This is a genomic window from Citrobacter enshiensis, from assembly GCF_029338175.1.
In the GTDB taxonomy this organism is placed as follows: domain Bacteria; phylum Pseudomonadota; class Gammaproteobacteria; order Enterobacterales; family Enterobacteriaceae; genus Citrobacter_D; species Citrobacter_D enshiensis.
Genome location: NZ_CP119862.1, coordinates 1,541,471 through 1,553,331, shown reverse-complemented (window position 1 = coordinate 1,553,331; position 11,861 = coordinate 1,541,471). Strand labels below are relative to the sequence as shown.

Below are 11,861 nucleotides of genomic sequence, written 5' to 3'. Positions count from 1 at the left end.
GTCACTTTTCACCCATCAGACGCTCCCACTCTTCGCAGGTGTATGGGCTTGCATCGATTATTTTAATCGTCCGCGCTTTTTCACGGTTAATGCAATACTGCGCATCTTTTTGCGGGGAAAGCAGATCGCCTGGATTGACCGCCACAGAAGCACTGACCTGGGCAATCATCTTTAGCGATCCACCGATATCACTGAGGACCAGTACGTAACGTTCACTCTTTTTAACGTATCGCGATTTTTTTACCTGCCACTCCATTGCAGACCTTAATTTGAAATAAAATTTCACATTAAGTTACACATTAGCAGATAAACAGAAATGCAATAGCCATCAAGGGGTAAATATGAGAGGTCGAACCAGCTACGCCTCCTGAGTCCTAACCCACTCCAGCAACGCGCGGCGAGAAATTTTGATCCCGCCGGTTTTCAATTCTGGCGGGAGTGTCAGCCAGCGAACGGGTTGCTGAAAGCGCGCCAGTTTGCCCTGAACCCACGCGGCGAGATCCACGCTTTCAGCCTGAGCGTCATACTCAATAACCGCCACAGGGCGATGGCCAAATTCGCGGTCTTCAACAGGAACCACAAAGGCCTGTAGCACATGGGGATGCGCGGTGATAACACGCTCCACCTCTTCGGGCTGAATCCCCTCTCCGCCGCTGAAAAACAGATTATCCAGACGGCCAGCAATCGTCAGCCTGCCGTTTTGCAACACGCCGCGATCGCGCGTGGCAAACCAGCCTTCGTCATTGACTAACGGCATCAGCTTACCGTTGCGCCAGTATCCTTCCGCCATGCTGGCGGCACGCAGCCAGACCTCGTCATTGACGATTTTAACCTCTCTGCCAGGCAGCGCTGAGCCAACATCGCCCAGGCCATCCGCCTCTTTCGCACACACCGTGGAAGCAAACTCCGTCAGACCGTAGCCACACCAGCAGCGAATCCCCTGCTCATGCGCCTTTTCTGTCAGCTCGACCGGAATCGCCGCACCGCCTAAAAGCACCGCTTTTAATGTTATCGATGAACGGTTGACCAGCAAACGCCAGAGCTGCGTCGGCACCAGAGAGGCGTGAGTACAACCTGCCAGCATCTGCTCCAGCGGTTGTTTCTCGCGTACGGTCATTCGCGCGCCAGCAAATAGCCAACGCCACAAAATGCCCTGGCCGGAGACATGAAACAACGGCAGCGACAGCAACCAGTCATCGCCTTCACCAAAGGACATCAACGATAAAACGCCCGCAGCGCTTGCCAGATGCGCTTGACAGCTGTGCACCGCCGCTTTGGGTAATCCCGTCGAGCCAGAGGTCAGCGTCATTGAACTCAGACGCTGCGGCTGCCATGTGCAGGCATAGTCGCTTTCAATGCCCTGCATCTGCAGCGGGGCCAGCGCAGGAAAGGTATTTTCCCCGTCCAGCACCAGTGCAAAGTGTAAAGAGAGTTCAGGTAGCAGGGCGTCCAGCAGCGGTTGAGGCAGTTGCGGATTGACGGGCAGGATTCTCGCGCCGCATTGCAACAGGGCGAGCCAGGCCAACAGAGACTGCGGATGGTTCCAGGCGCGCAGCATCACACTACGGCCTTCCTCCACGCCCTGGGCGGCAAACCCCGCCGCCAGGCGATCAATACGTGTACAGAGCGTGCGCCAGCTTAGCACCTCATCATTCAGGCGTAAGGCTGGCGCATCCCCCCGAACTTGCCGCCAGTACCGCCACGGCCAGTCAGGGAAGATCATAGCAGTCGTTCCAGTGCGTCAACGTCTACGCACGGCAGCGTGCTCCCCGGCCAGGTACGCACCTGTTGAATTTGCATCAGGCTTAACGTGTCCAGACCAGGAATGGTTTGTGGCGTCAGCCAGGCAGCAATGCGCGCCAGCTGCGTCAAACCCAGACTGGATTCGATGGAAGAACTGATGACGGCGGTCAGTCCGAGCGCATGCGCCGCCTGAACCTGCTCGCGTACTTTTGCCAGGCTACCGGTCAAGGTCGGTTTGATCACCACCGCACTCACGCCCTCTTCGGCCATAAAGACAAAATCGGCCTCGCGCAGACTTTCGTCCCAGGCGATTGCAATACCGGTTTCACGGGAAAACGCGCGAGAATCATCGCGGGTTTTGCACGGTTCTTCGAGAAAGGCAATCCGGGAACGGAAATCCGGGTTCACATATTTCGCAAACTGCTGCGCTTTTAACGGTGTCCAGGCACGGTTAGCATCCAGACGTAAATGCAGGTCTGGAATCGCCTCCAGTAACAGGTTGACGACCATGCCATCGCGTACGGCTTCGTACAGGCCGATTTTCACCTTCGCCACTTTTTCGCCTGGCATGTCGGCAAGCTGGAGCACCAGATCATCAGGATCACCCGTACACAGCGGCGCAGCCCGGTAATCTGCCGTTTCTGGCAAGGTGCCTTCCAGCTCGGCCAGCGCACAGCTGACGCCAAAGGCGACGGACGGCATCTCCGGCAGCGATGCAGCGCTCGCAAGCCAGTCGTTAACCCACGCCAACAGGACTGTCTGCGCCTCTTCCCAGGTTTCCTGGCTGAAGCCCGGCAGTGGGGAGATCTCTCCCCACCCTTCGCGCTCGCCGTCACGAAGACAGACATACAGGCCATCGCGAGTTTTTAACCGCCGATCGCGCAGAACCACCCCCGCGTCCATGGGGATCTGCCAGCGGTATACCTGCGCGCTACGCATTACGGATTCCGTTTGAATTTGCTGAAATCAGGCTGACGTTTCTGGTTAAAGGCGTTACGGCCTTCCTGACCTTCTTCCGTCATATAGAACAGCATGGTGGCATTGCCTGCCAGTTCCTGCAGCCCCGCCTGACCATCGCAGTCAGCGTTCAGCGCCGCTTTCAGGCAACGCAGCGCCATCGGGCTGTTTTGCAGCATTTCACGGCACCAGCGCACGGTCTCTTTTTCCAGATCCGCCAGCGGAACCACGGTGTTGACCAGCCCCATGTCCAGCGCCTGCTTCGCGTCGTACTGACGGCACAGGAACCAAATTTCACGCGCTTTTTTCTGGCCGACGATACGCGCCATGTAAGACGCGCCCCAGCCGCCGTCGAAGGAGCCGACTTTCGGGCCGGTCTGACCAAAGACAGCGTTTTCCGCAGCGATAGTCAGGTCGCACATCATATGCAGTACGTGACCGCCGCCAATGGAGTACCCCGCGACCATCGCCACTACCGGCTTCGGACAGGTACGGATCTGGCGCTGGAAGTCCAGCACGTTCAGGTGATGGACGCCGGAGTCATCCTGATAGCCGCCGTAGTCGCCGCGGACTTTCTGGTCGCCGCCGGCGCAAAATGCTTTGTCGCCTGCGCCGGTGAGAACAATCACACCGATATTGTCGTCATAACGCGCATCCGCCAGCGCCTGGATCATTTCTTTGACGGTCACAGGACGAAATGCGTTGCGTACCTGCGGACGGTTAATGGTGATTTTTGCGATACCATCGGTGGATTTCTCATAACGAATGTCAGTGTAGCCCTCGGAGCAATCATGCCATTCAACCGGTGCGTAAAGCATTGTTTCATCAGGGTAGATCATAGTGTGTCCTTTAGTCAGAGACGCAGAATCTGAGCCAGACTTTCCACCACGCCTGCGGGATTTTCCCGATGCGCGTTGTGTCCGGCATTACGAATCACATGGACAGGCACAGACAGTTCGCTCGCCAGTGCGCGAAATTTACTGTCCCGCTCGCCACATAAATAATAAAACGCAAATGTGCGCGCATTAAGCGCATCACGTAAATCAGGTTGTACGCCAAGCGACGTTGCTTCGAGCATCGCCGCCAGCGTTTCGCCGTTGTTCTGGCTACGCAGTGCAACCAGTGCTTCTCGTTGCTGTGCGTTCAGCGAGGCAAAAACCGGCTGCAGATACCAGTCGTTAAAAACGTCTCGCAGCGGTTCACGACGAAAACGCGCCGCCCAATGCCCATCAGAGCGTCGGCGCGCGTCACGTTCAGCCTCGCTTGGCAGCCCAGGATGACCGCCTTCAACGACCAGGCCGCACAGTCCGGGAATCCCCTCGCTCGCCGCCATCATCGCCACTCTGCCGCCAAGGGAATATCCCACCAGCCAGTGGTTGAGTATGTTGTAACTAAGCAAGGTTCTGCGCAGCAACTCAATCACCTCGCTAAACCCCTCCACACGAATCGTTGCAGAACCACCGTGCCCTGGCAAGTCAACATACAACCGCGAGCAGGTCTGAAACTGCTCGCCAACGGTTTGCCATTCCCGATAATCGCCGGAAAATCCATGCAAAAAGACCAGCCAGGGCGAACCCGGCTGACCCTTTACTGCGTGGGCATGCAGGGTCACAGGTGGCTGACCTGCGCTAATAACTGTTGCAGCGTTTGCGTACCGTCGGTGTCATTGACCACCAGTTCAATTACCGTCGCCGTCGGTGTGCGCCACGCGCCAGCCAGCGCATCTTCCAGCTCAGCCCAGTTTTCCGGACGATGGTATTTCAAATTAAACATCGCCGCCGCATGGTCAAAATGGACGTTTTGCGGCATCAGATAAAACCGTTCGCGCTCGCTCTGCGGGGTGGGTAACAGCGAGAAAATTTGCCCGCCGTTATTGTTCACAACGATCAGTACGAACGGCGCAGACACCTGGCGCAATAACGCCAGCGCATTAAGATCGTAAAGCGCCGACAAATCGCCCACAATCGCCAGGATCGATTTCGCACTCGCACGCTGGACGCCAGCGGCCGTTGAGAGCAAACCGTCAATCCCGCTCGCCCCCCGGTTACTGTATACCGGGTATCCGGCAGGCAGTTGCGACAGGGCATCAATCAGTCGTACCACCAGACTGTTACCCACGAACAGCTGCCCCTGCTCCGGCAAATACTCGCGAATTCGGTGAGCCAGTTGGGCTTCGCCAAAGTTTTCGCGACGGGCAACCACAGCCTGCCATGCCTGCTCGGCCAAACGCGGAATCTCCACGCACCACGGATTGCGTTTTTCCGCCGGGTGCAAATCCAGCCAGTCACCGACTTTCGACACCAGTCGGCGTCCACGGTGGTGAGCCGGATCCAGACGACCTTCGATATTGTCGATAATCCAGTATTCTTGCGGAGAGCAACTGGCCTGCCATTGCAGCAGGCGTTTACCGGTCAGGCTACTGCCCAGCTGCACGACAATTTGCGCCTGCTGCAGTTCGGTAACCGCTTTAGGGTTACCCAGCCAGAGATCGGCGCAGGGCAGCGGTTGTCCGGTTTGCGACAGCACATCGCCAATCAGCGGCCAGCCCAGCGTTTGCGCCCAAAGCGCAGCTTTTTTGCCCTCTTCCGCGCTCATCCGCCCGGCAACCACCACGCCGCGCTTTTGCCGCCAGAAGAACCAGTCACGCTGTTTTTCACTCTCCAGTCGACGCGCCTCGCGCAGCCAGGGCTTATCACCCTGCCACCAGTCGCCAAGATGCTGCTGCCACTCAATACCTGTGTCGTCCATCTCGCCATACAGCGGCTCAGCAAAAGGACAGTTGATATGGACTGCCCCGGCGTGCAACGAAGCAAGCGCATTATCAAGGGTAGAAACCAGCCAGCTTGCCGGAATATCCTGAGTTGGTCGCGGTAAAGAGAGTGTTTGCGAGGGATGTGTAGCAAACATGCCTGACTGACGAATCGCCTGATTGGCGCCGCAGTCGATCAATTCTGGCGGACGATCTGCCGTGAGCAAAATGAGTTTTTCGCCCGTCAACCCAGCTTCGATCAGCGCCGGATAGAGATTAGCCACCGCCGTCCCGGAAGTGACGATCACCGCAACCGGTTGTTTACTGACCTTCGCCAGCCCCAGTGCCAGGTGGCCCAGCCCACGCTCATCAAAGTGCGTGTGGTGGATAAAAGCAGGATTTTCCGCCGCCGCCAGCGTTAATGGCGTTGAACGAGAGCCAGGGGCAATGCAAACATGCCTCACGCCGTGGCGGGTTAAAGCTTCCAGAATGACCGCCGCCCAGCGTCGGTTAAATGCGCTTACTGACATGAGATTGTCCGGTATCAATATTGCGACTAAGTATAGAGAATCGAAATAATGGATTTTTGATATGAGTCGGGAATGTGTAACTCATTACACTTCCATCTGTAATAAAGTGCGCAACCCTGCCGCTTTATTGTCTATTTCCTGCCATTCTTGCTCAGGATCCGAGCCGCGCACAATCCCCGCACCTGCGTACAACCTCACAATATTGGTGGTAATTTTCGCCGAACGGAGCGACACGCAAAATTCGCTTTGCTGTAGCGACAAATAGCCCGCCGAACCGGCGTACCATTCGCGTTCGAAGGGTTCATTTTGCTGAATAAATTGACGCGCCAGTTCGCGAGGAATACCCGCTACCGCCGCCGTCGGTTGTAACTGATGTAAACAGAGCGCGTCGTCCGGCTGATTGAGCGCCGTCCAGATACAACGCCGCAAGTGCTGAACTTTACGCAGCCTGAGAACCTGCGGAGGGAGAACATCAAGCGTATGAGTGCAGTTTTGCAGTCGCTGGCAGATATCTTCCACCACCAGCATATTTTCACGCTGATTTTTATCGTCCTTCATCAGCCACTCGCCGAGTTGCCAGGCACGGTGATCGTCGGGATGATTAGCCACTGTCCCGGCCAACGCTTCGGTACGAAGCGCCGTGTCACGCCGCCGCCAGAGGCGTTCAGGCGAAGAGCCCAGAAAAGCGCTGTCGGCAGAGAATGCCATGAAAAAGTGGTAGCAGTTCAGGTTCAGGCGACGGCTTGATGCCATCACCGACGCGGCATTCACCGGACGAGAAAACTGCAAATCCGTCGCCCGCGCCAGCACCACTTTATCAAGCTGTTCCTGCGCGATGGTGCGGGTTGCGAGCTGGATCAAATTCATCCACCCGGTTTTATCCGGCGAATGCTTTTCATCCGTGAGGGTCAAATGCAGCGCTGGCAGCGATTTAATGCCCACCAGCGATGAGAGAAAGCGAACCGCGTCTGCGGCATCTTCACGCAGGGAATGCTCGCTGTAGAGATGCAGGCGCAGTGTCGCTGAACCACCACAGCGTCGCCATTCCAGGCGCGGTAGCACCAGGTTCCCGCGCTGCGGCTCAAACGCGTTTAATCCCCAGATACGCAGATCGGCATGATGCGCATGCAGGCGCAAAAACTGTTGCGCCAGGTCCAGAGAGCGGAATGTGGCCACCGCACCCAGCACGGCGGCTTCTTCATCGCCATTGCGCTGCTGCCAGTAAAATTGCGGCCAGATGGACTGGTTCGCCAGCCAGCTCAGGGCGTCAAACGCATCATTAAGAGGAAAAGGAACATCGAAAACACGAATTCCGGGTGCCGCTGGCATCTCTTGCGACAACTGACGCATCAGATTCTCCAGCGCTGTAGTAATTGAATGCACGCGGACCTCTCCCTGTTAAAAACCTCACATTATACGGGGTACTGCAAAAAAATTGCAGTACCTCAGTTTAGGGAGGATATGAGATCCCTGTTACAGGACGGAATTTAACGTCGCGCCAGCAGTAATCCGAGCACCAGTCCAACCACTGCACCCACGCCAATTCCCTGCCAGGGTTTTTCATGAACATAGTCATCAGCCTGGTAGGCGGCTTGTTTTGCCCGGTAATAATAGCTGTCTGATGCGTGACTTACGCGATTTTTGACCTCTTCCAGCGCCGCTTCAGCCCGCGCTTTTAGCTCGACATATTTCTGATCGGCTGGATCGCCTGAAGACTGCAGAACCTCTTCCAGCGTTTCGCTCAAAAATTCGATGTCGTCGTCGATACGTGAATGATAAGAATGGAATGACATTGTCTTCTCCCTTGCTATTAACGTATCCGCTAACTATAGACAACTGAGCCCGGTTACGCCTGTCCGGGTTCCCGCGCCATACCGATATGAGGAATACCGTCTTCGTCATAGACTCCGGTCACGGGGGTAAATCCAAAACGCGCATAGAACGATTGTAAATGCGCCTGCGCGCCCAGATAAAATGCCTTTTCCGGCCAGTGGTTAACGCAAGAAGCTAACGTTCGGGTCATCAGTTGCTCACCCAGTTTTGCTCCGCGCAGCGCCTCACTGACAATCACCCGGCCAATCACGACAGGCTCCAGTTCATCCTCACTTTTCAGAATCCTCGCATACGCGACCAGCTCATCGTTGTGCCAACCCAGAATATGGCGGTTGTCCCCCACCAGATCGTCGCCATCGACATCCTGATAAGGGCACTGCTGTTCAACCACAAACACCGCGCAACGCAATTTGAGCAGCGCGTAGAGCGCGGTGACGGATAATTCAGAATGGTGAAGATCTTGCCAGTGGATCATTGTGCGCTCCTTTGTCGTATTCGCTTTATACTAGCCAGATTGATGTTCAAAAGTGTAATGGAATGATGGAATTAATTTTCTTAGGTACTTCTGCGGGCGTTCCTACACGCACACGCAATATGACGGCGACCTTGCTGAATCTACAGCACCCTACGCGTGCAGGGCTGTGGCTGTTTGACTGTGGCGAAGGCACGCAGCACCAGATGCTCAGTACCGCGTTTAATCCGGGTAAACTCGAACGCATTTTCATTAGCCATCTGCATGGCGATCACCTTTTTGGTTTACCCGGGCTGTTGTGCAGCCGCTCAATGTCAGGCCACGCCCACCCTCTGACTATTTATGGCCCACGAGGCTTGCGTGAATTCACTGAAACTGCATTACGCCTCAGCGGTTCCTGGACCGACTATCCGCTGGAAATTATTGAAATCACCGCCGGTGAGATTCTGGACGATGGCTTACGCAAAGTGACGGCGTTTACGCTGGAACATCCGCTGGAATGTTACGGCTACCGTATTGAAGAGCATGACAAACCCGGCGCGCTGGATGCGAAAGCGTTAAAGGCGGCAGGCGTTAAGCCCGGTCCCTACTTTCAGGATCTGAAGGCCGGAAAAAGCGTTGTGCTGGAAGATGGTCGACAGATTCACGGCGCGGACTATCTCGCGGCGCCGATTGCAGGAAAATCCGTGGCGATCTTCGGCGATACCTCTCCCTGCGCTGGCGCATACGAACTGGCAAAAGGCGTGGACGTGATGGTGCATGAAACCACGCTGGATACGTCGATGGAAGAAAAAGCGAATAGCCGCGGGCACAGTTCAACCCGACAGGCTGCGCTGCTGGCGAAGGAAGCGTGCGTCGGCCGTCTGATCATCACCCACGTGAGTTCGCGTTACGATGACAAAGGCTGCCAGCGACTGCTGGAAGAGTGTCAGGCGATTTTCCCTGCGACCGAACTGGCTTACGATTTCGCCGTTTTCACGGTTTAGCGCTCCATTTTTTGCCCTCTGTGCCGATAACAGTGACAAGGCAGGATTTCACATTGAGGACAGAATGGACAATTTCCAGAAAGATATTGATGACAGGGCGAACCTGACCCTGTCCAACCGTTTTGAATTGCTGTTGTTTCGTCTCGGCACATCTGTGCAGGCGCAGAAATCAGAGCTTTTTGGCATCAACGTTTTTAAGCTGCGCGAAATTGTTCCCATGCCGACGTTTACGCGCCCGGCCGGGATGAAAGCACCGCTCTTAGGCATGGTAAATATTCGCGATCAGGTGATCCCGGTTATCGATCTTCCGGCCGTCGCCGGATGCAAACCCGAAACGGGGTTGAATATTCTGCTAATCACCGAATATGCCCGCAGTGTTCAGGCCTTCGCCGTAGAGTCTGTCGAAAATATCATGCGTCTGGACTGGCAGCAGGTACACACCGCCGAGAAAGCCGTCAACGGTCGCTATATCACCAGCATCGCCTGTCTGGATGAAGACAAAGAAACCAACAACCTGGCGCTGGTGCTCGACGTTGAGCAGATCCTCTATGACATCGTACCGTCAAATCACGATTTGCGCGCCGCCCATCTGAAGACCAATAAGTTCAATATCACGCCAGGGGCGGTGGCGATCGTCGCAGAAGATTCGAGAGTGGCCCGCGCGATGCTGGAGAAAGGGTTAAATGCCATGGAAATCCCGCATCAGATGCATATCACCGGTAAAGATGCCTGGGAGAAGATCCAGCAACTGGCCAAAGAGGCCGAAGCAGAAGGCAAACCAATTAGCGAGAAGATAGCCCTCGTGTTGACCGACCTCGAAATGCCGGAGATGGACGGTTTTACCCTCACCCGCAAAATCAAAACCGACGAACGACTGAAGAAGATCCCGGTGGTGATCCACTCGTCGCTTTCCGGCAGCGCCAACGAAGACCATGTGCGCAAAGTGAAAGCCGATGGCTATGTGGCGAAGTTTGAAGTCAATGAGCTGTCATCGGTGATTCAGGAGGTGATGGAGCGCGCGGCGCAAAACGTCAGCGGGCCGCTGGTGAGCCGTCAGCTGATCGGCTAATTTCACTCCGGGTATAAAAAAACCGCCGATTTCGGCGGTTTTTTCGTTTCTGCATTTCGCTTACATCAGCGGTGCGGCCAACTGCACGATGCTGATCAACGGCTGCGGGTAGACACCGAGAATTAGCACCAGCAGCGCGGAGATCAGTACCACGATACCGCCCGCACTGTACTGCCAGTTTGACGGCGCATCACGGTTAAGCTGCTGCGGCGCACTCAGGTAGAGGCTCACGGCAACGCGCAGGTAGTAGTACAAACCAATCGCGGAGCCAATCACCACGCCACCCACCAGCCACCACAGGTTAGCCTGAACACCGACGGCAAGGACGTAGAATTTACCGATAAAGCCCAGCGTCATCGGGATACCCGCCAGAGACAGCATCATCACCGTCAGCACGGCTGCGAGGATCGGACGATGCCAGAACAGACCACGGTAGGAGAACAGTGAATCCGCATCCGGACCACGGTACGGGCTGGACATCAGGCTCACCACGCCGAACGCGCCGAGGCTGCTGAACAGGTAACCGGCCAGGTAAACGCCCACCGCTTCCATCGACATCTCACCACTCTGCAGGGCAATCAACGCCACCAGCAGATAACCGAGGTGAGAGATAGAGGAGTAACCGAGCAGACGTTTGATGTTGGTCTGGCTCAGCGCCATCAGGTTACCGAAGATGATGGAGGCAAAGGCAATCACGCCCAGCACCACACGTACCGCTTCGCTGTCGCCAACCGGCGCGTACAGGAACAGACGCATCACCACACCGAAGATGGCGATCTTGCTCGCCGTCGCCAGGAACGTGGAAACCGGCGCAGGCGCACCCTGGTAAACGTCTGGCGTCCACAGATGGAACGGCACCAGAGAGAGTTTAAAGCCAAGGCCGACAATCATCATGCCAAAGCCCGCCAGCAGCAGCGGCTCGTTCAGCATCCCGTCGCCCAGGCTCTTACCCAGTGCGACAAACGACAGGTTGCCGGACTGCGCGTACACCAGCGCCATACCAAACAGCAGGAATGAAGACGCTGCGGCAGACAGAATGGTGTATTTGATACTGGCTTCCAGCGAACGTTTCTGACGGAACGCGTAACCCACCAGGCCAAACAGCGGCAGAGAGATAAGCTCGATACCCAGGAACAACGCCGCCAGATGGTTAGCGTTGGCCAGCAGGATCCCGCCGAGGGCGGCAATCAGCACCAGCAAATAAAACTCTTCCCGGTTATCGTCATAGCCTTCCAGCCACGGATAAGCAAAGGTACAGGTGGCGAGGCTCGCCAACAGAACCATCCCGGTGTAGAGCATCGCGAAACCATCGACGCGCATCAGCGGCGTCACGTCCATCGCGCCTGCCTGGCCAACAAACCAAAGCGAAACCAGTGCAGCGTTAAGCCCAATGACCGACAGCGTGGCATTGAGAAAGTGATTGCGTCGCCACGCAATGGAGAGCATCACAACCACCACCGTCAAGCCGACGATCAGCAGCGGTAGCAGCGCAATCAGGTGTTGTGGAGTTATTGTCATGGCG

Annotated in this window: 12 protein-coding genes; 2 read left to right on the top strand and 10 right to left on the bottom strand. The window is 56.1% G+C overall.

Features of this window, described 5'->3' with window-relative positions; genetic code table 11:
* Position 1 precedes the first annotated feature (1 nt).
* The 9 genes from pmrD to P2W74_RS07450 all read right to left on the bottom strand — a co-directional run bounded on the left by pmrD (position 2) and on the right by P2W74_RS07450 (position 8,287).
* Positions 2–256 (bottom strand): signal transduction protein PmrD, encoded by a 255-nt coding sequence (pmrD, locus tag P2W74_RS07490; protein WP_276294524.1) that lies wholly within the window; start codon positions 254–256, stop codon positions 2–4.
* 102 nt (positions 257–358) lie between these two features.
* Positions 359–1,723, bottom strand: coding sequence for an o-succinylbenzoate--CoA ligase (menE, locus tag P2W74_RS07485; protein ID WP_276294523.1), 1,365 nt, complete (start codon positions 1,721–1,723; stop codon positions 359–361).
* Positions 1,720–2,682, bottom strand: a complete 963-nt coding sequence (menC, locus tag P2W74_RS07480; protein WP_276294522.1) for an o-succinylbenzoate synthase — start codon at positions 2,680–2,682, stop codon at positions 1,720–1,722. Before menC ends, menE begins: the two co-directional genes overlap by 4 nt.
* The gene (gene menB / locus P2W74_RS07475) at positions 2,682–3,539 is read right to left on the bottom strand and encodes a 1,4-dihydroxy-2-naphthoyl-CoA synthase (RefSeq protein ID WP_162383064.1); all 858 of its coding nucleotides are present in this window, start codon (positions 3,537–3,539) and stop codon (positions 2,682–2,684) included. The genes menC and menB overlap by 1 nt, the downstream gene beginning before the upstream one ends.
* A 14-nt stretch (positions 3,540–3,553) precedes the next feature.
* Complete coding sequence (gene menH / locus P2W74_RS07470) at positions 3,554–4,312, bottom strand: 2-succinyl-6-hydroxy-2,4-cyclohexadiene-1-carboxylate synthase (RefSeq protein ID WP_276294521.1); 759 nt, start codon at positions 4,310–4,312, stop codon at positions 3,554–3,556.
* The gene (menD, locus tag P2W74_RS07465; RefSeq protein WP_276294520.1) at positions 4,309–5,979 is read right to left on the bottom strand and encodes a 2-succinyl-5-enolpyruvyl-6-hydroxy-3-cyclohexene-1-carboxylic-acid synthase; all 1,671 of its coding nucleotides are present in this window, start codon (positions 5,977–5,979) and stop codon (positions 4,309–4,311) included. Before menD ends, menH begins: the two co-directional genes overlap by 4 nt.
* Positions 5,980–6,063: 84 nt before the next feature.
* Positions 6,064–7,362, bottom strand: coding sequence for an isochorismate synthase MenF (gene menF / locus P2W74_RS07460; protein ID WP_276294519.1), 1,299 nt, complete (start codon positions 7,360–7,362; stop codon positions 6,064–6,066).
* A gap of 104 nt (positions 7,363–7,466) precedes the next feature.
* A complete protein-coding gene (elaB, locus tag P2W74_RS07455) occupies positions 7,467–7,772 on the bottom strand; it encodes a stress response protein ElaB (RefSeq protein WP_276294518.1) in 306 nt (101 codons plus the stop codon).
* 53 nt (positions 7,773–7,825) lie between these two features.
* Entirely contained in the window at positions 7,826–8,287 is a 462-nt protein-coding gene (locus P2W74_RS07450) for a GNAT family N-acetyltransferase (RefSeq protein ID WP_276294517.1), read from the bottom strand.
* Positions 8,288–8,352: 65 nt separating this feature from the next.
* On the opposite strand from P2W74_RS07450, the gene rbn reads away from it, so the two are divergent.
* Both rbn and P2W74_RS07440 read left to right on the top strand, forming a co-directional pair.
* Complete coding sequence (gene rbn / locus P2W74_RS07445; protein WP_276295141.1) at positions 8,353–9,270, top strand: ribonuclease BN; 918 nt, start codon at positions 8,353–8,355, stop codon at positions 9,268–9,270.
* Between the two features lie 64 nt (positions 9,271–9,334).
* Positions 9,335–10,339 carry a chemotaxis protein gene (locus P2W74_RS07440; protein WP_276294516.1) on the top strand — a complete coding sequence of 335 codons (1,005 nt, stop codon included), beginning with the start codon at positions 9,335–9,337 and terminating at the stop codon, positions 10,337–10,339.
* A 60-nt stretch (positions 10,340–10,399) separates the two neighbouring features.
* Here P2W74_RS07440 and nuoN read toward each other — a convergent pair whose 3' ends face one another.
* Positions 10,400–11,857, bottom strand: a complete 1,458-nt coding sequence (gene nuoN / locus P2W74_RS07435; RefSeq protein ID WP_276294515.1) for an NADH-quinone oxidoreductase subunit NuoN — start codon at positions 11,855–11,857, stop codon at positions 10,400–10,402.
* Positions 11,858–11,861: the final 4 nt, after the last annotated feature.